This is a genomic window from Companilactobacillus alimentarius DSM 20249 (genome assembly GCF_002849895.1).
Taxonomy (GTDB): domain Bacteria; phylum Bacillota; class Bacilli; order Lactobacillales; family Lactobacillaceae; genus Companilactobacillus; species Companilactobacillus alimentarius.
In genome coordinates this window covers 1,733,342-1,755,530 of the sequence record NZ_CP018867.1, presented here as the reverse complement: position 1 = coordinate 1,755,530, position 22,189 = coordinate 1,733,342, and the positions used below count along the sequence as shown (strand labels likewise).

At 36.0% G+C, this 22,189-nt stretch carries 21 protein-coding genes; 5 read left to right on the top strand and 16 right to left on the bottom strand.

Annotation, left to right across the window (positions count from 1 at the left end):
* Positions 1–31 precede the first annotated feature (31 nt).
* Complete coding sequence (locus LA20249_RS08395; protein WP_057738843.1) at positions 32–961, top strand: hypothetical protein; 930 nt, start codon at positions 32–34, stop codon at positions 959–961.
* A 26-nt stretch (positions 962–987) separates the two neighbouring features.
* Here LA20249_RS08395 and LA20249_RS08390 read toward each other — a convergent pair whose 3' ends face one another.
* The 16 genes from LA20249_RS08390 to dnaA form a co-directional block, all read right to left on the bottom strand.
* Complete coding sequence (locus LA20249_RS08390) at positions 988–1,437, bottom strand: Rrf2 family transcriptional regulator (protein ID WP_057738845.1); 450 nt, start codon at positions 1,435–1,437, stop codon at positions 988–990.
* 63 nt (positions 1,438–1,500) lie between these two features.
* Positions 1,501–2,349 carry an NAD(P)H-binding protein gene (locus LA20249_RS08385; protein ID WP_057738847.1) on the bottom strand — a complete coding sequence of 283 codons (849 nt, stop codon included), beginning with the start codon at positions 2,347–2,349 and terminating at the stop codon, positions 1,501–1,503.
* Between the two features lie 415 nt (positions 2,350–2,764).
* Positions 2,765–4,051: an adenylosuccinate synthase gene (locus tag LA20249_RS08380; RefSeq protein WP_057738849.1), complete on the bottom strand. Its 1,287-nt coding sequence runs from the start codon at positions 4,049–4,051 to the stop codon at positions 2,765–2,767.
* 20 nt (positions 4,052–4,071) lie between these two features.
* On the bottom strand, positions 4,072–5,451 hold the full coding sequence (gene dnaB / locus LA20249_RS08375; protein ID WP_057738851.1) for a replicative DNA helicase: 1,380 nt from the start codon (positions 5,449–5,451) through the stop codon (positions 4,072–4,074).
* A 7-nt stretch (positions 5,452–5,458) separates the two neighbouring features.
* A complete protein-coding gene (rplI, locus tag LA20249_RS08370) occupies positions 5,459–5,914 on the bottom strand; it encodes a 50S ribosomal protein L9 (RefSeq protein ID WP_057738853.1) in 456 nt (151 codons plus the stop codon).
* 12 nt (positions 5,915–5,926) lie between these two features.
* Positions 5,927–7,927, bottom strand: a complete 2,001-nt coding sequence (locus LA20249_RS08365) for a DHH family phosphoesterase (RefSeq protein ID WP_057738855.1) — start codon at positions 7,925–7,927, stop codon at positions 5,927–5,929.
* Between the two features lie 299 nt (positions 7,928–8,226).
* Positions 8,227–8,379: a helix-turn-helix transcriptional regulator gene (locus tag LA20249_RS11870; protein WP_083477919.1), complete on the bottom strand. Its 153-nt coding sequence runs from the start codon at positions 8,377–8,379 to the stop codon at positions 8,227–8,229.
* Between the two features lie 218 nt (positions 8,380–8,597).
* Positions 8,598–8,834: a 30S ribosomal protein S18 gene (gene rpsR / locus LA20249_RS08355; protein WP_057738857.1), complete on the bottom strand. Its 237-nt coding sequence runs from the start codon at positions 8,832–8,834 to the stop codon at positions 8,598–8,600.
* Positions 8,835–8,862: 28 nt separating this feature from the next.
* Positions 8,863–9,456, bottom strand: coding sequence for a single-stranded DNA-binding protein (gene ssb, locus LA20249_RS08350; RefSeq protein ID WP_057738859.1), 594 nt, complete (start codon positions 9,454–9,456; stop codon positions 8,863–8,865).
* A 36-nt stretch (positions 9,457–9,492) separates the two neighbouring features.
* Complete coding sequence (gene rpsF / locus LA20249_RS08345) at positions 9,493–9,789, bottom strand: 30S ribosomal protein S6 (protein ID WP_057738861.1); 297 nt, start codon at positions 9,787–9,789, stop codon at positions 9,493–9,495.
* Positions 9,790–9,988: 199 nt separating this feature from the next.
* Positions 9,989–12,502 carry a DNA gyrase subunit A gene (gene gyrA / locus LA20249_RS08340; protein ID WP_057738863.1) on the bottom strand — a complete coding sequence of 838 codons (2,514 nt, stop codon included), beginning with the start codon at positions 12,500–12,502 and terminating at the stop codon, positions 9,989–9,991.
* Between the two features lie 15 nt (positions 12,503–12,517).
* Complete coding sequence (gene gyrB / locus LA20249_RS08335; RefSeq protein ID WP_057738865.1) at positions 12,518–14,467, bottom strand: DNA topoisomerase (ATP-hydrolyzing) subunit B; 1,950 nt, start codon at positions 14,465–14,467, stop codon at positions 12,518–12,520.
* Positions 14,467–15,588, bottom strand: a complete 1,122-nt coding sequence (recF, locus tag LA20249_RS08330; protein ID WP_057738867.1) for a DNA replication/repair protein RecF — start codon at positions 15,586–15,588, stop codon at positions 14,467–14,469. Before recF ends, gyrB begins: the two co-directional genes overlap by 1 nt.
* Positions 15,589–15,591: 3 nt before the next feature.
* Positions 15,592–15,801, bottom strand: a complete 210-nt coding sequence (gene yaaA / locus LA20249_RS08325) for a S4 domain-containing protein YaaA (RefSeq protein ID WP_057738869.1) — start codon at positions 15,799–15,801, stop codon at positions 15,592–15,594.
* Between the two features lie 237 nt (positions 15,802–16,038).
* Positions 16,039–17,175 (bottom strand): DNA polymerase III subunit beta, encoded by a 1,137-nt coding sequence (gene dnaN / locus LA20249_RS08320; RefSeq protein ID WP_057738871.1) that lies wholly within the window; start codon positions 17,173–17,175, stop codon positions 16,039–16,041.
* 158 nt (positions 17,176–17,333) lie between these two features.
* A complete protein-coding gene (gene dnaA, locus LA20249_RS08315) occupies positions 17,334–18,710 on the bottom strand; it encodes a chromosomal replication initiator protein DnaA (protein ID WP_083477920.1) in 1,377 nt (458 codons plus the stop codon).
* Positions 18,711–19,215: 505 nt separating this feature from the next.
* On the opposite strand from dnaA, the gene rpmH reads away from it, so the two are divergent.
* From rpmH to mnmE, 4 genes are all read left to right on the top strand, one after another.
* Entirely contained in the window at positions 19,216–19,356 is a 141-nt protein-coding gene (gene rpmH / locus LA20249_RS08310) for a 50S ribosomal protein L34 (protein WP_025085419.1), read from the top strand.
* A 67-nt stretch (positions 19,357–19,423) separates the two neighbouring features.
* Positions 19,424–19,765, top strand: a complete 342-nt coding sequence (rnpA, locus tag LA20249_RS08305; protein ID WP_057738873.1) for a ribonuclease P protein component — start codon at positions 19,424–19,426, stop codon at positions 19,763–19,765.
* 27 nt (positions 19,766–19,792) lie between these two features.
* Entirely contained in the window at positions 19,793–20,647 is an 855-nt protein-coding gene (gene yidC, locus LA20249_RS08300) for a membrane protein insertase YidC (RefSeq protein WP_057738875.1), read from the top strand.
* A 146-nt stretch (positions 20,648–20,793) separates the two neighbouring features.
* Positions 20,794–22,182, top strand: a complete 1,389-nt coding sequence (mnmE, locus tag LA20249_RS08295) for a tRNA uridine-5-carboxymethylaminomethyl(34) synthesis GTPase MnmE (RefSeq protein ID WP_057738877.1) — start codon at positions 20,794–20,796, stop codon at positions 22,180–22,182.
* Positions 22,183–22,189 lie beyond the last annotated feature (7 nt).

Genomic DNA, 22,189 nt, shown 5'->3' with positions numbered 1-22,189 from the left:
TAAATTATCATGCAAATAAAGGGTGTAAATTTTGAAAAAATTAAACAAAAAATATATAAAATGGATAATCGTTCTCTTTTTATTAGCAATGATTGTTGTAAGCTATGCCTTAAATCTCGGCAAGATCAAGGACAAAACCGTCGATAGCATTGCCCAAATAACTATTCCCTTTTCGTTAATTGTCAATCCTAAGAATATTGATGAAGACATTGCTCCCAAAACTATCAGTCTAGACAAATCGGATATGTCAAAGACTAAGCAGCAAGCTCTAAATTTGGTCAGTACAATCAACGATGACTATCACAATACAAATGAATTATCATTTTTATCTAACAAACAGGAAAAAGCTTTACTGAAAAGAGTCCATAAGAAATCACACCGTTATATTACCAATATGACTCTTTTAAATTTCGGCAAAGATACCCATGGTAAATATATTACCGTCAGTTGTAATCGTTATGACGATACTAAAAATATCGTTAGTTACCGTTATCGCCTCTATTATCGGGATGATTCAATTGTTTCAGCTAAATATCTCAACACTAAAACTAATAAATACGCTCCCCAATACGTAATGGAAAACATTGACCTTGGTAACTCTGGAGTAAATCAGGCCCAAAACTTCGTACAACGTTTCAAAACAGCTATTATCAATTCAAATTTAACCGCTACTAATGCTAATGAACCTGGTAACTTCAACCAAATCTCAATTAACTTAGGACTTGATCCTGACAAGAGTAACACAGGACTCTTTAATCTAGCGAAAAATTCTAACTCTCGAGTCAGTAACTTCGGTATCGTTGGCTATCAAATTTCCGATGTACCACGTTACACAAGATTTTATCTCAAACAACTGAGTAAGAGTAACACCTATTATTATACGTTAACGTACAGTCGTAATAGTAGTCGTTTCATCAATTTTCAGAAAGACATTATTTCGACTGACTCTCAAAACAAATAGTTTTCATGAAAAAAGCAGGGACCAAATCACTTTTGTGATTTAAGTTCCTGCTTTTTTTTATTATTGACTAAGATATCATCAATGATAGATTGCAAGGTTACTTTTGACATACTTTTTTCAGCATCAGCTTGAATTTGATCATAAACATTAGTTAAAGTTTTTTGAATGTTGCCACCAACGATACACTTCGGATTAGTCTTCTCGTCAATATGCAACAACTTTTGATTGTCCTCTATTGCTTGATAAACATCTAAAAGACTTATCTCTGAGGCGCGACGACCTAATTTAGGCGCCACTTTTCCCGGTTGACTACTTAATAGTCCTGATTTCTTCAATCGTGACATCATACGTCTAACTAAGCTAGGATTTGATTCGATACTACTTGCAATCGCATTGCTTGATAAATCTCCATCTTGACAAATATCAACATAAGCTAAGATATGAACACCATCACTCAATTTGCTTGAAAACTTCATAATATCTCCTCCTAGAAAGTACTATCTAGTATCATATGACATTTAGGGGATAGATAACAATTATTATTTACCAATAACCATTTTAATTGCTTCTGAGATCGATGTTAGTGAACGACCTAAAACATCTGGTAGATCAGAACTAGTTTTAGCCAAATCTCCTTGGCGAATCAAAGTTTGAATTGAAGCAACTACTTCGATTGTGTCACCGTCCATACCACTATCAGCTAAGCCTTGACGAAATTCACTATCAGTTAGAGAAACCACTTTGAAATCTCCGTCGATAGCCTCTGCTAAGTCTTGATAAGTTCTAGCTTTTCCAGAAAATTCATAAATATTCTTCGTTTCCTTAGCGGCCAATACCTTTGCGGCAGCTTCAGAATACTCTTTTTCTAAGGCCCAACCAGCTTTACCTTCACCTGCAGCATAAACAAAATCTTTCCCAGAAGCGGCTGCCTTTAAGGTTGCTGCTTCATTTTCTAAATACCAATTATTACGTAAGAATGAATACTTCATTCCTGATTCTAAAATCAATTTCTCTGTAGCTTTATGATCTGATGCTAAACCAGCCTTAGCCAAATCGGCATGGGGAAAACTAGTATAAGCGATATAACCGACTTTTGCTTCTTTAGCTGCGGCTATTACATTCTGGTGTTGTGTCAATCTTGGAATTGGTCCACCGGGTTGTGATGAGACAAAGAGCAAGCGGTCGACTCCTTGAAGTGATTTGCTCAATTGAATTACGTCTGTATAATCTCCTGAACGTACTTCTACTCCATCGGGAACAATTTGCTGTGCCTTTTTAGTATTACGCGCTAAAGCTACAATATCCGTTGCTGGTACTAATTTAGCTAACTCCTTGAGAGCATTTTGACCAAAATGTCCTGTTACTCCTGTAATTGCATATGTTGTCATAAAAGAATCCTTCTTCCTATTTATTAATGTTACTTTATAAATAACTTGTTATCAATATAATAACACCATTAGAATTTCTTGCAAGAATTCAGCTTAAAGAATAATCAGGGGGTTCTCATGTTTAACTACAAGTATGCCGTCGTCCACAAAATCCCTGTGATTGGCTGGAACATAACCGACACGATTTTGAGCTTTTGCATAGTTCGCAAAATCTCAAAACTCGGTCTTATTCTAAGCAACAAGTTGCTAAGAATAATTTGGCTATTGAGCCATCACAGTGATTTTGCTCCCGACTAGATTCCTTCTTCTATTTAGATAGATTTAGACGCATGTTTTTGAATAACAGCACTATTCCTCAAAAAAATACCTTGATAGGATTCAACTAAGAATTCTATCAGGGTATTGTTCTTTATTTTTATGCTTTCCAAACATCATTTACTTCAATTGTCTGTTCTCTATCGGGTCCAACTGAAACTGTGGCATATTCAACGCCTAATTGATCCTTGATAAAGTCAAGATAATCACGAGCTTCTGCTGGTAATTCTTCTAAGGACTTAGCTTGAGTCATATCCTCAGTCCAACCAGGGAAAGTTTTATAGACTGGTTTACATTTAGCCAAAACATTTAAATTAGCTGGATACTCATCAATGACTTTGCCATTCAAATCATAACCGGTACATACTTTAATTTCTTTCAAACCAGTTAAAACATCCAGACAATTTAATGATAGATGAGTTACACCAGAAACATTGCATGAATGCTTAAGAACAACTAGATCAATCCAACCAACACGTCTAGGACGGCCAGTGACTGTTCCATATTCGTGACCTGCATCACGCAAGAAATCACCAGTTTCATTCAATTGTTCAGTTGGGAATGGACCAGCACCGACACGGGATGTATAAGCTTTAACAACCCCAATAACCTTATCGATCAAAGGAGCACCAACACCAGCACCAGTAGTTACGCCACCAGCAGGGTTAGATGAAGTTACATAAGGATAAGTTCCATGGTCGATATCGAGCATAATTCCTTGAGCACCTTCAAATAGAACATTTTTGCCATTCTTTAATTCTTTATTCAAATATGCAGATGTATCAATCACACGATCTTTTAAATCTTGACCAAATTGATAATACTTTTCAAAAATATCATCAAATTTCATTGGTTCGACACCATAAATTTTAGTAAACAATTCATTCTTTTGCTTAAGATTCTCTGTCAACAATTCTTTGAATAGATCTTTATCAAGAATATCAGCCATTCTAATTCCGACACGGGATGCTTTGTCAGTATAAGCAGGTCCAATTCCACGGTTAGTTGTTCCTACCTTGGAATCACCCTTAGCTTTTTCTTGAAGTTTATCTAGTTCAATATGATAAGGCAAAATAAGTTGTGCACGGTTAGAAATCTTTAAATTAGTAGTATCTACACCTTGATCATGCAAACGACCTAATTCTTCTTGTAGAGATTCTAAGTTTAAAACAACGCCATTTCCAATAACACTAGTCTTATCTGAATACAAAATACCTGAGGGAACGGATCTCAATTTATAAACGTGATTGTCGATATTCAAAGTGTGCCCTGCATTATCGCCGCCTTGATAACGTGCAATAATATTAGCTTCACCACTGAAATAATCGGTAATCTTACCTTTACCTTCGTCGCCCCATTGGGTACCTACTACAACAACTGTCGTCATATCTTCTACACCTACACTATTTAATTTTCTGGAATATTCGCTATTGATGAAAACTTATTATAAGATTTCACAAACAATAGTTTTGCTGTACCTCTTGGACCAGAACGGTTCTTACTGATGATGACTTCAACTTCGCCAACATCTTGATCCTCAGGTTCTTCTTGATCACCACTATTGTCATCGCCATCTTCATCACGATAATAATCATCACGATAAAGAAAGGCAACGATATCAGCATCCTGTTCAATTGAACCAGATTCACGGATATCTGACAACATTGGTCTTTTATCTTGTCTTGCTTCCACACCACGAGAAAGCTGTGATAGCGCGATTATTGGTACATGAAGCTCTTTTGCTAATTTTTTCATTCCACGCGAGATAACGGAAACTTCTTGTTGTCTATTCTCTTGACCAGTTCCTTCGATCAATTGTAAATAATCGACGATCACTAGATCCAATTTGCCACTCTCTTTCAAAAGTCGACGACATTTGGATCTAATTTCAGCCATCTTCACACCTGGAGTGTCATCAATATAAACATTTGTTCTTGATAAACTCCCCATAGCAACAACTAAACTATTCCATTGATTCTCATCCAATTTACCCGTCCGTAAAGAATTAGCGTCAATACTTCCTTCAGAACAAAGCATACGGTTTACTAACTGTTCCGCACCCATTTCCAAAGAGAATATCGCTACAGTCGCATTAGACTTTGTCGCAGCGTTTTGAGCTAGATTCAAAGCAAAGGCAGTTTTACCAACACCCGGACGAGCTGCCAAAATAATTAATTCATCTTTATGTAAACCAGTCGTCATTGCATCGAGGTCTTTATATCCCGTTGACAAACCGGTAACATCGCTATCTTGATCATAGAGTTTATCAATATCTTCAAATGAAGCCTTTACGACATCAGAGATTCTTCGAAAACCTTTGTGATTTCTATTTTCAGAGACATCCATAATATCTTTTTCAGATTGATCGATGATACTATCAACATCTTCATCTTCTTCAAAACTCCGTGTAACAATACTAGTCGCTGCATTGATCAAGCGTCGCAACACCGATTTATTTTTGACAATTTTTGCATAATAAACAGTATTTGCAGCTGTGGGAACAGCATTAGCCAGTTCGGCTAAATAACTAACTCCACCAATATCTTCAATTTGATTCTGACGATCAAGCTCATTTTGAACCGTAACAACATCAACTGGTTCTTCTTCATCGTTTAAATTCATCATAGCTTGAAAGACTAATTGATTGGCATGTTGATAAAAATCTTCTGCGTCAACATATTCCATCGCTTCAATTAAAGCGTCTTGACTAAGAAAAACCGCTCCTAATACGGCTTGCTCAGCATCCTTATCATTGGGCGGTATTCTTGAAGTTATATCATTATTCATTTATATCCTACTTCTTTTCAGCAACGTGAACTCGAATGGTAGCTTCAATTCCTTCGAATAGCTTAACAGGTACATTAATATATCCTAGAGACTTGATACCGTCGTTGAGTTCCATTTTGTGTTTATCAACTTTGATTTGATATTGCTTATTTAATTCATCAGCAATTTTTTTAGTTGTGACAGAGCCAAATAATTTACCATCAGCACCAGATTTAGCAAGAACTTCAACAACGGTCTTGTCATCTTCAATCTTGCCTTTTAAAACCTTAGCTTCAGCTTTTTCAGCTTCATAATCTTTTGCTTCACGATTTTGTTCAGCTTGGAGTTTAGCAATATTAGCTTTTGTTGCTTCAATTGCTTGACGATTCTTAATCAAGAAGTTTTGCGCATAACCTGTCGCAACATTCTTTACCTCGCCCTTTTTACCTTTACCTCTAACATCTGTTAGGAAAATAACTTTCATAATGGTCCTCCTCTATTTCTTCTCAGAATCAGTCAAAACATCAATTAATTGATCCTTGGCTTCTTCTACTGTTGAATCCGAAATCTGGGTCGCAGCATCAGACAAGTGTCCGCCACCACCAAGTTTCTCCATAATAACTTGCACATTAACATTTCCCAGGCTACGGGCTGAAATACCTACCCGACCATCAGGACGTTTACTGATTACAAACGATGCTTCAACATTATTTAACGACAACAACGTGTCAGCTGCTTGAGCTACGATGACTGGATCATACGACTTATCTTCTTCACCATAACAAACTGCCATATTGCTATTAACCATCGTAATTGTTTCAATCAAATGATTTCTTTGAATAAAGGAATCAACGTTCTCTTTCAAAACATTTTGAATAACTGCTTCATCGGCACCCACTGAACGCAAGTAACTAGCAGCATCAAAAGTTCTAGTCCCTGTTCTAAGCGAGAATGACTTTGTATCGACAGTAATACCCGCAAGCAATGCGGTTGCCTCAATTTTTTCAATAGCCTTCTTATTCTTAGGCTGATATTCTAACATTTCTGTAATCAATTCACTAGTTGAAGAAGCATATGGTTCGATATAGATCAACATTGGATTTTCTGGGAACTCTTCACTTCTTCTATGGTGATCAATAACTACAATCTTTTCATTTTCAGCTTTAAATAAATCCGGATTAATTGAAATACTCTGCTTGGAATGATCGACCATTACGATCAAAGTTTTTGAAGTCCTAATAGCAATCGATTCTTCAGGTGTAATAATATCCTTTTTAATGTCAGGGTTCTTATCAATCATACCCAAAAGTCGACTGACATCAGAATGTAAGGTATTAGGATTGATAACAATCTTACATGGAGTATTGTTCATAATAGCAATTCTTCTGATACCTAATGAAGACCCCAAAACATCCATATCCGGATGTGCATGTCCCATAACGATAACTTGATCACTATCCTTCAATAACTCCTGTAAAGCCTCGCTGATCATTCTGGCACGTACTCGAGTTCTCTTTTCCATTGGATCAGTGTTGCCACCATAGAAACGAGCTTTTTCACCAATTTCCTTAACTACGACCTGATCACCACCACGGCCTAATGCCAAATTAAGATTTTTTTGTGCTTCATCGTTTAACTTATGTAAATCATCGACTCCATAAGAAAAGCCCATACTCAACGTTAATGGAACATTTTGTTGGGATGTGAATTCACGAATGACATCCAATATTTTGAAACCATTCTTTTCCATATCAAAGATGCGACCCGTATAAGCCATGATAAAGAAATGGTCATCATCGATCCGCTTCAAAAACATTTGTTCTTTCGAAGCCCAGTTTGACAACTCATTCGTAATATAATTATCCAAATTTGAAATATCACGATCACTCATTGATTGCGTAATTTCGGCATAATTATCCAAATAAACTTGTCCAATTACTGAACGATTATCTTCATATCGTTTTTCAATCTTAGAATAGTGAGTGATTTCAAATAAGTAGATAACTTTTAATTCACTTTGAACTTGAACTAAAAAGTATTTATCGTCGATTTGAATTGTCGTACTGTCACCATGCGTTTTATCATCAATTAAATTAGATAAATCCGCCGAAATATCTTTGACGCTCATACTATTGGATGGATTAAATCCTGTTCTTTCGACAAAATAAGGATTAACCCATTGAATTTGTTTATCAGTATCGTATAAAAGTATCCCCAATGGATATTCAACAAAACTGTTATCCGTTCCTCGATCAATTCGATATTGTAAGTTATTTGTGTATTTACCGGCTTTTTCACCTAATAATAGGAACAAATAGACAAACAAAATTAATGCAATAATCACCAAAATAGCTTGAATATAACCACTAATAGATCCATGGAACAAGCCAACTACTAAAATGGAGATTAACATTATTATCAAAGAGATTGCCGTGAGTTGAGTCGAATGATCAACTCGCGAAAGGAAGAATTTCAGATTAGATTTTATCTTTTTCATAATAGTCCCCTCTTAGATATACCTCTTAATTTTATCACAGCAGACCATTTCTTTCTTCATATATGCGATTATAAAAACACCAACATCTTTTATCAAATTAGATGCTGGTGTTTATCAATTATTTATTATTTTTTTGAGAAAGTTAGGTATACTTTAACTTTTATCTTCAACTAGCACATCTTTATTCAGTTTTATTGATATTAGAATAATAAATGGAAAGATTGTTTGTGATAATGCCAGACGAATTCCATTCCAGGTAAACAAAATAAGAACTATAAAAAAAACGTATTCAAATCAGTCTAGAAAATCCACATTGACTTCAAACATAAATCTAGCGACGGATTGTATTCGCTATTCTTAATTAAATTTATTGTTTGGCGCGACACTAATTTTTCAATTAATGTTATTTGCGATAATTTTTGAGTACGTTGATAATCACGAACACGATTCAGAGTTTTTAAAATCAGATATTTGGCAAAATTTAGAAAGCGTTGCCATTTAATTTAAGGAATTGTTTTTTTTAGTTATATTTATTTTTAGTGGCATAGACAAATCCCTGGTTCGCATGTGCCCTTCCGGTCACATGCATAATGCGCTTTAAGTGGCGTAGCCACTAAGAGCGCATAAAAAAAAGACCACCATATGAGTGATCTTAATCATTTACTAAAAATTAGTCTTCAGCAACGAATGGTAATAGAGCCATGATTCTTGCTCTCTTGATTGCGATTGTAAGCTTACGTTGGTTCTTGGCACTTGTACCAGTAACACGTCTTGGCAAAATCTTACCACGTTCTGAGATAAATCTCTTAAGTAAGTCTGTATCTTTGTAATCGATGTATTCGATATGATTAGCAGCGATGAAGTCAACTTTACGTCTTCTACGTCCGCCTCGTCTTTGTTGGGCCATTATAATTGCTCCCTTCTATATTAAAATTTTAAAATGGTAAATCGTCATCAGATATGTCGATTGGCTTACTGTTGTCAGCAAACGGATCGCTCATATTATTGTTTGAGTTGTTAGATTGATTATTGTTGCTATTGGCATTATTACTATTGTTAGCATTGCTACTATTATTAGTATTAGAATTGCCGTTATTACTGTTGTAACTATTGTTGTTACTGTATGGAGACTGATTTGATTGATTTGAATTATTATAGTTAGAAGATTGGTTAGAGTTATTGCTACCTGAATTCCTCTTTTCACTTTCGGCACGAGATTCTAGTAATGAGAAGTTTTCAACAACTACCTCAGTTACATAAACTCTTTGTCCTTGTTGGTTTTCATAGTTACGTGTTTGAAGACGTCCATCAATTCCAACAAGCGAACCTTTATTAGTAAAATTAGAAAAATTCTCGGCGGCTTTTCTCCAAATAACACAATTAATAAAATCGGCTTCGCGTTCACCTTGAGAATTAGTAAATTGTCGATTAACAGCAACAGTAAAACTAGCAACCGCTGCCCCATTGGCAGTGTATCTTAATTCAGGATCACGTGTCAGGCGTCCAACTAGAACTACTCGATTAATCATTTATCTGCCTCCTTAATTGTTTCACGTGAAACAAAACTAGTCTTCACGTCTAACGATCATGTGACGAAGAATGTTATCGTCGATCTTTGAAAGACGGTCGAATTCGTTAATTGCTTCATCATTTTCAGCATCTACATTGATAATATGATAGATACCTTCTTTGTAGTTAGCAATTTCATATGCTAAACGTTTCTTTTCCCAGTCTTTTGAGTCGATTACTTTGGCGCCGTTGTCAGTAATGATCTTATCGTAACGATCGATTAATGTTTTCTTTGCGTCTTCTTCAATATCAGGTTTGATGATATATGTAATTTCGTAATGTGCTTCAGCCATGGACTGTACACCTCCTTATGGTCTAATGGTTCTAATTAAAGAACAAGGAGCATAAATTAACTGCAATTTTATACTCACAAGTTATGAGTTTATCATAAATCCCTAGCAATTACTAGAAAAAATTCTAATAAAAAATCGTTTCTGCCTGACACGCACCTTTATCAAGGTACATATCAAATTACGCAGAAACGATTAGCTTTTATTTATTATTTTCAGAATCAGTCGAAGAATCTGTTGTATCAGTTTCTGATTCAGTTGAAGAAGTCGAATCATCTTCAGTTTCTGAATCGTCAGAAGCAATCTTAGTCATAGTTGAAACAATTGAATCGTCATCCACTTTGATCAATCTGACACCCAAAGTTGCCCGTCCGGTTTGAGAAACACTCTGAACCTCAAAACGAATCATAACACCTTTATTTGTGATCAACATGATATCTTCATCGCCATCAACCACGGTTAATCCAGCAATTGGTCCATTTTTTTCAGTTACGTTAGCAGTCTTAATACCTTTACCGCCACGACCCTTAATTGGATATTCGCTGACAGAAGTTCTCTTCCCATATCCCTTTTCAGAGATAGTCAAGATTTCTTGTCCTTCTTGGGCAATCGATGAACCAACAACATAATCTTCTTCACGAAGTTTAATTCCACGAACACCAGAAGCTGTTCTTCCCATTGGACGAACATCGCTTTCTCTAAATGTCACGGCATACCCTTTGTGAGTTCCAATAACGATAACTTTATCGCCATCAGTCAAAAAGACATTTGTAACTTCATCTTCATCCCTTAAAGTAATAGCTCTTAGACCAGAATGTCTGATATTAGCAAAATCATTTACAGGAGTTCGTTTAACTGTTCCATATTTAGTCACGAAGAACAAATATGAATTATCAACATCGACGTCACGGTCAACATTAATTACAGTTTGAATCTTTTCTCCCTTTTCAATATTCAGGAGGTTAATAACCGGAATTCCCTTAGCAGTACGGCCATATTCAGGAACTTCATACCCCTTAATACGATAGACTTTACCTGCATTAGTAAAGAACAAGAGACGATCATGTGTTGAAGTATAAATCATCTGTTCAATGAAGTCGTCATCGTGAATTCCCATTCCTTGAACACCACGACCACCACGATTTTGAACACGGAATTCATCCGCCGACAAACGTTTGATGTAGCCATTATGTGTCAAAACTACTAGAATGTTTTCTTCTTCGATTAAGTCTTCATCTTCAATGTTAGCAACTTCACTAGCACGAATTTCTGTTCTTCTGTCATCGCCGAATTTCTCTTGAATTTCAAGTAATTCGTTATAGATAATTTTATCGACACGTTCAGGCTTTGCCAAAATATCTTTGAAATCAGCAATTTTTACCAATAAATCTTGATATTCAGCTTCAACCTTATCGCGTTCCAATCCTGTCAAACGAACTAAACGCATATCAAGGATTGCTTGTGATTGCTTATCAGAAAGCTTATAGCTATCCATCAAAGTTTGTTTAGCAACAGCTGAAGTCTGTGAACCACGGATAATTTTAATAATTTCATCAATGTGGTCTAAGGCAATTCTCAAACCTTCAAGAATATGAGCACGAGCCTGAGCACGTCTCAATTCATATTCAGTTCTACGTCTAATTACAATTTCTTGGTGCTTCAAGTATTCAACTAAAATTCCTTTTAGTGAAAATACACGTGGAGTCTTACCCACGATAGCAACCATATTGATACCGTATGAGATTTGTAATTGAGTCAATTTGTAAAGATTATTCAAGACAACTGAAGCACTCATGTCACGGCGAAGGTCAATCACGATTCGCATACCTTCACGATCAGATTCATCATTTAGATCAGTGATACCTTCAAGCTTCTTTTCACGAGCTAATTCGGCAATTCTTTCAACCAACTTAGCTTTGTTGACCATGTATGGAAGTTCGGTAACGATAATTTGTTCGGCACCGCTCTTCTTGGTTACAACATCAACTTTGGCACGTAGGATAATTGTCCCTTTACCAGTTTCGTAAGCTTTTCTGATACCAGAACGTCCCATGATAATACCACCAGTTGGGAAATCAGGTCCGGGAACAACTTTCATCAAATCAGATATTGTTGCATCCTTATTTTTCATCAAAATATGTAAAGCATCAATAACTTCTTTCAAGTTGTGTGATGGGATATTAGTTGTCATACCAACCGCAATACCAGTTGCCCCATTTACCAAAAGGTTGGGGAATCTAGCTGGTAGAACCATTGGCTCTTTTTCTTCACCATCATAATTAGGAACAAGATCGACAGTATCTTTGTTGATATCACGCAACATTTCAACCGCCATTTTGCTCATTCTAGCTTCGGTATAACGCATAGCAGCCGGTGGATCACCATCGATTGATCCAAAGTTTCCGTGTCCATCAACTAATGGATAGCGATAACTAAAGTCTTGCGCCATTCTGACCATTGATTCATAAATAGCCGAATCCCCGTGAGGATGATATTTACCCATAATATCACCAACAAAACGAGCACTCTTTTTATATGGTTTATCAGGTGTAACACCCAATTCATTCATACCATAAAGAATTCGGCGATGAACTGGCTTTAAACCGTCACGAACATCAGGTAACGCACGTGACACGATAACACTAGCAGCGTAGTCAACGAAGGAATTCTTCATGACTTCTGTCAAGTTAACATTTTCTATTCTATGATCTGCCATTAAATTGTCATCCTCCTAGTAATCTACTTCTGCATAACGTGCATTTGCTTCAATGAATTCTCTTCTAGGTTCAACTCTATCGCCCATCAGCATAGAGAAAATTTTATTAGCTTCAATTGCATCATCGAGGTTAACACGATCTAATCTTCTCTTTTCAGGGTCCATAGTTGTTTCCCAAAGTTGATCAGCATCCATTTCACCAAGACCCTTGTAACGTTGAATCTTTGGTTCTGGCTTTGATGGCAATTGTTCAACGAATTCATCTTTTTCTTTATCAGTATCAAAGTATCTCATCATCTTACCTTGACGAACTTGATACAGAGGTGGCTTAGCGATATAAACGTATCCTGCATCAACGACCGGACGCATATATCTGTAAAGCAAAGTCAAAAGCAAAGTTCTGATATGGGCACCATCGACATCGGCATCGGTCATGATAATAATTTTGTGATATCTAGCTTTAGAGATGTCAAAATCATCCCCAAAACCTGTTCCCATAGCAGTGAACAATGTTCTGATTTCTTCGTTGGCTAAAATCTTGTCCATCGAAGCTTTTTCAACGTTTAAAATCTTACCTCTAATAGGTAAAATTGCTTGAGTCAAACGTGAACGACCAGTTTTAGCAGAACCACCGGCTGAATCACCCTCGACGATAAACAATTCAGAAATTTCAGGATCCTTGCTGGCATTATCAGCCAACTTCCCTGGCAAATTACTGATTTCCAAACCATTTTGTTTTCTAGTAACCTCACGAGCACGCTTAGCAGCTAGACGAGCCTTTGTAGCCAGAGAACCCTTTTCAACGATTTTCTTAGCAACATTAGGGTTTTCCATCAAAAACTTCATAAAATGCTCACTGAATAAACGATCAGTAATCGTTCTAGCGTCACTGTTACCAAGTTTTGTCTTTGTTTGACCTTCAAATTGTGGATCTGGATGTTTGATAGAAACAACTGCGGTCATACCTTCACGAACATCTTCACCAGACAATTTTTCAGTATCTTTCAATAATTTATTTTTATGAGCGTAATCATTAATAACACGTGTCAAAGCAGTTTTAAAACCAACTTCATGCGTACCACCTTCATAGGTGTGAATGTTATTAGCGAAAGTCATCAAATTAGTATGGAATTCGTCGGTATATTGCAAGGCGACTTCGACAGTGATTCCGTCTTGAACTCCTTCAAGATAAATTGGATCTTGGAAAAGAACGTCCTTGTCCTTATCCATAAATTCAACATAACTCTTGATTCCACCTTCATAGTGGAAAACTAATTTTTCGGCTGTTTCGGCTCTTTTATCAGTAAATGTAAGTTTTAATCCTTTATTTAAGAAAGCTAGTTCACGAATTCTAGTCGTTAAAACTTTGTCATCATAAGTAGTTGTTTCAGTAAAGATATCAGGATCGGGTACGAAATGAACTCGAGTTCCATGGTCAAATTCACCAGCATCACCTAAAACATGCATTGCGTGATTAACTTTTCCACGTTTAAAGTCGATTCCATATCTCTTGCCGCCACGAACTACTTCGACATCTAATTCGCTACTTAAGGCATTAACAACTGAGGCACCAACACCGTGGAGTCCACCAGATACCTTATATCCGCCGCCGCCGAATTTACCACCAGCATGCAGAATTGTATAAACTGTTTCAAGGGCTGGCTTACCAGTCTTCTTTTGAATATCAACTGGAATACCACGTCCATCATCAGTAACAGTAACGGAGTTGTCAGGTTCAACAGTAACTTCAATTTTCGTTGCGAAACCAGCTAAAGCTTCATCAATACCATTATCAATAATTTCCCAAACAAGATGGTGTAAACCTTGTTTACTAGTAGAACCGATATACATACCGGGACGTTTGCGAACAGCCTCTAGTCCTTCAAGAACTTGAATTTGACTAGCGTCGTATTCTTCGACTTGCTCTTCTCTTTTTTCTAGCTCAGCTTTTCTGTCTTCAGCCATTAAATCTCCTCCTGTTGAACTTTGCCATTATTAATATTTAAAATATTAGGATCTTTAACCAAATTAGGATCTACATCATCCAACGACGTCGTTGTAATAAATGTTTGAATACCATTTTTAATTGACGACAGTAAGTGTGTTTGACGTTTATGATCTAGTTCTGACAAAACATCATCCAGCAATAAAATTGGATAATCGCCAACTTGATCTTTCATCAATTCCACTTCCGCCAATTTCAAACTCAGCGCAACTGATCTCTGCTGACCTTGCGAACCAAAATCCTGTGCATTTTTTCCATTTACCAAAAACTTAATATCATCTCGGTGCGGACCAACTAGTGTCACGCCACGTTGAATTTCCTTTTGATAATTTTTCTTGAAATTATCTTTGAAAATATCATAGATGTTTTCAAGAGTTTTTCCTTCAGTATTGAAAAATGTGCTGTAACTGATTTCTAGTTTTTCATGATCTTCAGTGATATTTGCATGAATCTTTTCAATATAGACTTGCAATCTCTGTAGAAATTGCAAGCGCGAAAAAACTACTTCAGCACAATAAGCCGAAAATTGATCAGATAAAACATCTAAATAAACCATATCTTTTGCTTGACGATGCTGAAGTTTTTTCAAATATGCATTACGTTGTTTCAAAACTGAGCGAAATTGACTCATCGTTTTCAAATACTGTGTCGACATTTGTCCAAATTCCATGTCAATAAATCTTCGTCTAATCCCAGGATTACCTTTCACAATTGAAAGATCCTCAGGCGAAAAAAGAACAACGTTCAAATTACCAATATACGTTGACAACTTTCGTTGCTCCAAATTATTTAGTTTGGCTTTTTTACCTGACTTGCTGATGACTAGATCCAATTTTAAGTGACTGGAATTATCTTTGATCACGGTACCAGAAATTCGAGCAAACTCACTGCCCCATCTGATTAAATCCTTGTCATTTGATGTTCGATGGCTTCTTGTTAAAGCTAAAAAATACATAGCCTCTAATAAATTGGTCTTGCCTTGGGCATTCTCACCTAAAAACACATTAATGTGTGGTGAAAATTCGACCTTCAAGGATTCGTAGTTGCGATAGTTTTGTAGTCTTAATTCTTGAACAAACATTATTTATTCGATTTCAAAAGTTTGTTCACCGACAACAACAACATCACCAGAATATAACTTCTTACCGCGACGATCCTCAGGATTGCCATTAAGTAAGACTGAATTCTCTCTTAAAAACCATTTGGCTTGGCCACCAGTTGCAATGACACCTTCATCTTTGAGAAGTTGACCTAAAGTAATGAATTCAGTTTCAAGCTTAATTTTTTCAGACATATTAACACCCTATTTATTAGATTTATCCATTAATGACATATTAATATTATAGTTGATTTCACAAGAAAAAACAACTCAGAACGAAATATCAGGCGTTTTGAGCAATTTTTGAGATAATTAGTATCCACCCACTAAAATTACTCAAAAAAAGTCCTTAAGCTAAATTACGGCGTTTAAATAAATAACGCAAAAAAAATAGACCAAACCGAAAAGTTCAGTCTATTTCAAGATTTCACATTAAAATGTTCGAACTGGTGTAATCAATTGAACAAAATTATCGCGGTCATCAACCGGTCTGAGTGTGAATGGATGCAGCGGTGAAGTGAAACTCATTTCAATAGTTGTGTTGCTGCCAAATGAACGCAATGCATCTTTTAAGTAATCTGGGTTGAAAGAAATTTCCAAGTCATCGCCTTCAAGATTGTCAAAATCAAGGACTTCTTCAACTGTTCCGACTTCTGGAGAATTTCCATAAAGTGTGGCTTTTTTATCAACAGCTTTAATTTCTAATTTGATAACATTATTTCTACTCTCATGAGAAAGAAGTGAGGCACGTTCAACTGAAGCAAGTAATTTTGAAGAGTCAAAGGTTAAACGTGTACTTGATTCTTCAGGAATTAGGCGATCAGTTTCAGGATAGCGTCCGTCAAGTAATCTGGAATAGAACATAATATTGTCAAAACTGAAAAGCACTTGGTTTTCGGAAATTGACATCGAAATTTCTTTGACACTATCACTGATAGTTCTGACTAGTTCTGTCAAACTTTTTCCAGGAATAATCAAATTGTAGTCTTCATCGCTAGTGATGTTGATTCTTCTTTGAGAAAGACGATGGCTGTCAGTTGCAACCGCCGTTAGACCTTCCTTGGTAATCAAGAAGTTAACACCAGTTAGGACTGGACGACTTTCTTGAGTGGAAACAGCAATTACTGTTTGATTAACGACTTCTTTGAAAACATCAGTTGGTAAAACTAGTTGGTTGTCCGTTTCAACTTCTGGTAGATGTGGATAATTAACAGCGTCTAGTCCATTAATTGTAAATTCAGAAACGCCAGATTTAATTAATGTCTGATTATTTTCTAAAACTTCAAGTTCAAAATTATCGCCAGGTAATTTTTTAATGATTTCGTTAAAGAAACGAGCTGGTAAAACAATTGATCCAGTTGTTTCGATTTTTAAATCATTTTCAGAATCATCTTTTGAAATGAATGAAGTAATGGAAATATCTGAATTACTTCCAGTTATAGTTAGACCACTTTCTGAAAGGTCTAGTTTCATTCCTGTCAAAATTGGAATAGTTGTTTTCGTGGAAATAGCTCGTTGAACGTTACTTGTTTGATTTATGAATTTTGATCGATCAATAGAAAATTTCATAGGTAACTCCCTTTTTTAATTAATTAATATAAAGATAGAAGTAGTAGTAGGTACTGTTGAAACTGTGGATAACTCAAGAAACGTAAGGTGCTTCAAGAAATTTAAATGTTATTAACAGCTGTGGATAACTTAGGGAAAACTTTGAAGTTATAAACAAGTTAATTTCTGAGGGCATCTTTTAATTCATTAATGGAACGTTTTAGATCATCATCTTTTAAAGCCAATTCGGATATTTTATCACAAGAATGCATTACCGTCGTGTGATCTTTACCACCAAATTCCATTCCGATTTGTGGAAGTGAGCGATCAGTTAACTCTCGGGCTAGATACATCGCAATTTGTCTAGGTACGACGATTGTTTTGACACGCTTCTTTCCTTTTAAGTCTTGAACGGAAACATGATAGTATTTAGCCACTTTGGTTTGAATTTTTGCGATAGAAAGTCCCTTTTTGTCATTAGATAATTTAAAGACTTTCAAGGCATCAGCAGCAACGGATTTGGTGATATCAGTATTTTTCGTCGTTGAATAGGCTTGAACGCGAATTAAAGCACCCTCAAGCTCTCGAACGTTTGTGTCAATTTGAGCTGCAATGTAAGACAGAGTATCGTTTGGAATTTCTAAGTGTTCAGCTTTAGCTTTATTTCTTAAAATAGCAATACGTGTTTCTAAATCAGGAGCGGTAATATCGGCTGATAAACCACTGGTGAATCGGGAAACCAGACGAGCCTGCAACTTAGGAATTTCATTAGGTAAACGATCTGATGTCATCACGATTTGTTTACCATTTTCGTATAACTCATTGAATGTATGGAAAAATTCCTCTTGAGTTCCCTCTTTTTCAGCAAAGAATTGAATATCATCTATTAATAGTAGATCGACGTTTCGATATTCCTGTCTGAAATCATCTTGAGTCCTCATTTGAATTGAATTAATAAAATCGTTGGCGAAAGTTTCGCTGGTAACGTATTTAACTTTGGCGGTTGGATCAAGTTTTATCATTTGATGTCCGATAGCCTGCATTAGATGTGTTTTACCTAAACCAACGCCTCCATAAATGAAGAGTGGATTATAAACACCGCCGGGATCTTCAGCTGCTGCAAGAGCTGCCGCGTGTGCCATTTGGTTGCCACTGCCGACGATGAAAGATGAAAAAGTATATTTTGGATTTAAGTGTGAATTATGAAAAATATGTTTTGGTTGAGCTGACTCGGTAGTCGGTTCGACTTGAGGAGCGATAGTTTGCTCCTCTTTTTTTGTACTCTCATCGTCATTTTCAATGATTGGATTAAGTTCAATTCCATTTAATTCGTATGAATAAATAGCAATTTTTTCTGTGTAGTTACGTTCCCAATAATCTTTATGTAGTTTTGTTGGGACAGAAATATAGATGTTATTTCCATCTATATACAAAGGATTAGCACTCTCAACCCAAGTTGAATAACTGACAGAAGTTAATTGGGATCTGAGCTTATTCGTAAAATAATCCCAAAACTCAGTTAGCTTTGGGTCAGTCGAATTATTTATATTTTGCAATTATTTCCCCCCAATCTGTAGTTGTGGATAATTTTTTCCCTAAAATGACAGTCTATAGTTTATCATTCTATTAAGAAGTTTTCCACAGAACACTTGTTTAAATTTGTTGAAAATAACAACAGGTATTTTTTAAATACACAGGGTTGTGGAAAATAAGAGCTATTAACAGTTATTAACATAGTTATGCACAATTAACAGTCTAACAAAAGCCTATATTACCGTTGTTACGTCCAAAAAACAAGAATTACACAATTCCTGTGGAAAACTAAAACACAGTAAAAAATATGTGGGAAAACTTTGTTTAAAGCGCTGTGGAAAAAAGAAGTTATTATTTTTTTGAACAAATTATCCACACTGCAAAATGAGTAAAACTTTTAGGAAAAGAATTCCATTAATAGGAAATTAGCTGTTTAAATTAGAGCTAGAACATGATATTATAGTTAAGCAATTGTCTGAAGAAGTGTTATTAAAAATAATTAAATTTTAAGATTCAGGAGGTTTACTGATGACTACAAAGAGAACATATCAACCTAAGAAGCGTCACCGTGAACGCGTCCATGGTTTCATGAAGAGAATGAGTACAAGTAATGGTCGCAAGGTTCTAGCAAGACGTCGCAAAAAGGGTCGTAAAGTATTATCAGCTTAGTTTTGAAGGATCACTAAACATTTTGGTGGTCTTTTTTTATTACAAAACGAGAGTAGTCTGGTGACATATGAGAAAAAGCTATCGAATAAAAAAAGAAAATGAGTTCCAGTATGTCTATTCAAATGGATATTCAGTCGCAAACAGAAATTTTGTCTTGTATAGAATTGCTAAGAAAGATCAAAAGCATTTTCGTGTCGGAATATCAGTTGGAAAAAAAGTTTCACATACAGCGGTTGGCCGAAATCGAATTAAAAGATATATTCGCCAATCTCTTTTAGAGTTGAAACCTGAAATTCCAGCAGAATTGGATTTCTTGATTATTGCAAGAAAACCATCTTTTGATTTGGACATGTTTGAAACAAAAAAGAACATTGTGCATTTATTAAAATTAGGTAAAATACTACAATAGGGTAAGGATTTTAATAAATAAAAAATAATGGGTGTAAAAGTGAAGAAAAAAAGCTTAAAGAAGTACATAGGTATTGCACTGTTACTTAGTGTTGTCTTGGTTCTGGCAGGTTGTTCAAACCTAAATGAACCAATCACAAGCCAAAGTACCGGATTTTGGGATCACTATATCTTGTATAGTTTTTCAAGATTCATTCTTTGGTTGGCATCAATAGTCGGTAACAGTTATGGTTGGGCTATCGTTCTTTTCACAGTTATTGTGCGTGTTATTCTATTGCCACTTAACTGGCTTCAAATTAGAAGTATGAATAAACAAATGAAGATTCAGCCTCAAATGAAGGCACTTCAAGAGAAATATTCATCAAAAGATGTTGATACTCAACAAAAATTGAGGGAAGAAACACAAAAGTTATATAGTGAGGCCGGAGTAAATCCTGTGGCCGGATGTTTGCCGTTGGTTATTCAATTACCAGTTATGTTTGCTTTGTATCAAGCAATTTACAAGACAACACAATTGCGTGATGGATCATTTTTGTGGATGCAACTAGGTAAAGCTGATCCGTACTATATCATGGCTGTTCTTGCGGCTGTATTTACTTTCTTAAGTACATACATTTCTAGCTACTCACAACCACAACAAAACTCAACTACGAAGATCATGACGTATGTCATGCCAATCTTTATTTTTGTGCCAGCATTGACATTCCCATCTGCTATCACAGTTTATTGGGTTGTAACTAATGCGTTCCAAGTTCTTCAGACATTGGCTTTCCAAAATCCGTTCAAGTATCGTCGTGAACAAAAAGAGGCTGAGGAAGCAGAACGTGAAAAACAACGTCGTCTTAGAAAAGCTAAGAAGCGTGTTTATAAAAATCGTAAATAATTGACAATTTCTAAAAATGTCGTTATGATACTTTAGAAATTGTTCATATTAGATTTAAATATCGAAAAGTAGTCAAGGTGCTTTTCCGTCAAACGGGCGGATTATGCACTTTTTTTATGCTCAAAATTAGAGAAGGGAGCTATTTTATGCCAAGTGCAGTAACTGAATATGATACGATAGCAGCCATTTCAACGCCTCCAGGGGAAGGTGCCATCTCCATTGTTCGTTTGTCAGGAGATCAGGCAGTTGCGGTTGCTAAAAAGGTTTTTAAAGGACGCGATCTAGATAAAGTCGCTAGCCATACTATAAATTATGGTCACATTATTGATCCAAGCGATGGATCTTTAGTCGATGAGGTTATGGTGTCTGTAATGCGTGCTCCAAAGACATTTACCCGCGAAGATGTCATCGAAATAAATACCCATGGGGGTATAGTGGCAACTAATAAAGTACTCCAACTTTTGATTGGTTCCGGAGCCAGAATGGCTGAACCAGGTGAATTTACTAAACGGGCATTCTTGAATGGTCGAATTGATTTAACTCAAGCAGAATCAGTTATGGATCTGATTCGTGCAAAAACTGATAAGGCTATGCAAGTAGCCGTTAATCAACTGGATGGTAATTTACACCATTTGATTGGTAACTTGCGTCAAGAGATTCTTGATTCCTTAGCACAAGTTGAAGTAAATATTGACTATCCCGAATACGATACCGACCAGATGACGACTAAAATGCTTTTAGAGAAAGCTAAAACTGTTAGTTCAAGCATTGATCAGTTATTAAAGACCGCTGATAGTGGTGAAATTTTACAACATGGATTAGCAACAGCAATTGTTGGTAAACCAAATGTTGGTAAATCTAGTCTGTTGAATCGTCTCTTGGATGAAGATAAAGCAATCGTAACTGACGTTGCCGGTACAACACGTGATGTAGTTGAACAATACGTCAATATTGATGGCGTGCCACTTAAATTGATTGATACCGCTGGGATTCGTGATACAGAAGATAAAGTTGAAAAAATCGGTGTAGAACGTTCCAAGGCTGCTTTAAAGGGTGCTGATTTGGCAATTCTAGTCCTTGATTCTAGTCGTGAGCTTGAAGAAGACGATCTTGAATTATTAGATGCGACCGCCGACAAAAGACGAATTGTGATCTTTAATAAAAATGATTTGATGCCCGTTATAACGCCTAATTCAGTCGTTCAATTGAAAGCTGACGATATTGTTCTACAAACTTCGGCAATCAAGAATGATGGGATTGAGACAATTAAACAAACCATTGGTAAAATCTTTAATTCAGGAATTGAAGACAACAGCAGCAATGTCATTATCACGAGTGCTCGTCAAGCTGGATTGCTCCGTAAGGCCAAAAATAGCCTCAATGACGTAATTTCAGGAATTGAAGCAGGAATGCCTATCGACCTCGTTCAAATCGATATGACGGCTTGTTGGAACACTCTAGGAGAAATTACGGGAGAAAGTTATCCTGATGAACTGATCACGCAATTATTCTCACAATTTTGTTTAGGAAAATAGTAAAGGT

Bases quoted from the DNA above. Each gene is read 5' to 3' on its own strand.
- yidC (WP_057738875.1), top strand. From the start codon at position 19,793: ATGGGTGTAAAAGTGAAGAAAAAAAGCTTAAAGAAGTACATAGGTATT.
- rpsR (WP_057738857.1), bottom strand. From the start codon at position 8,834: ATGGCCCAACAAAGACGAGGCGGACGTAGAAGACGTAAAGTTGACTTC.
- LA20249_RS08365 (WP_057738855.1), bottom strand. From the start codon at position 7,927: ATGAAAAAGATAAAATCTAATCTGAAATTCTTCCTTTCGCGAGTTGAT.
- LA20249_RS08390 (WP_057738845.1), bottom strand. From the start codon at position 1,437: ATGAAGTTTTCAAGCAAATTGAGTGATGGTGTTCATATCTTAGCTTAT.
- rpmH (WP_025085419.1), top strand. From the start codon at position 19,216: ATGACTACAAAGAGAACATATCAACCTAAGAAGCGTCACCGTGAACGC.
- LA20249_RS08385 (WP_057738847.1), bottom strand. From the start codon at position 2,349: ATGACAACATATGCAATTACAGGAGTAACAGGACATTTTGGTCAAAAT.
- dnaB (WP_057738851.1), bottom strand. From the start codon at position 5,451: ATGAATAATGATATAACTTCAAGAATACCGCCCAATGATAAGGATGCT.
- rplI (WP_057738853.1), bottom strand. From the start codon at position 5,914: ATGAAAGTTATTTTCCTAACAGATGTTAGAGGTAAAGGTAAAAAGGGC.
- ssb (WP_057738859.1), bottom strand. From the start codon at position 9,456: ATGATTAATCGAGTAGTTCTAGTTGGACGCCTGACACGTGATCCTGAA.
- gyrA (WP_057738863.1), bottom strand. From the start codon at position 12,502: ATGGCAGATCATAGAATAGAAAATGTTAACTTGACAGAAGTCATGAAG.
- yaaA (WP_057738869.1), bottom strand. From the start codon at position 15,801: ATGTCTGAAAAAATTAAGCTTGAAACTGAATTCATTACTTTAGGTCAA.
- gyrB (WP_057738865.1), bottom strand. From the start codon at position 14,467: ATGGCTGAAGACAGAAAAGCTGAGCTAGAAAAAAGAGAAGAGCAAGTC.
- rpsF (WP_057738861.1), bottom strand. From the start codon at position 9,789: ATGGCTGAAGCACATTACGAAATTACATATATCATCAAACCTGATATT.
- dnaN (WP_057738871.1), bottom strand. From the start codon at position 17,175: ATGAAATTTTCTATTGATCGATCAAAATTCATAAATCAAACAAGTAAC.
- mnmE (WP_057738877.1), top strand. From the start codon at position 20,794: ATGCCAAGTGCAGTAACTGAATATGATACGATAGCAGCCATTTCAACG.
- LA20249_RS08380 (WP_057738849.1), bottom strand. From the start codon at position 4,051: ATGACGACAGTTGTTGTAGTAGGTACCCAATGGGGCGACGAAGGTAAA.
- rnpA (WP_057738873.1), top strand. From the start codon at position 19,424: ATGAGAAAAAGCTATCGAATAAAAAAAGAAAATGAGTTCCAGTATGTC.
- recF (WP_057738867.1), bottom strand. From the start codon at position 15,588: ATGTTTGTTCAAGAATTAAGACTACAAAACTATCGCAACTACGAATCC.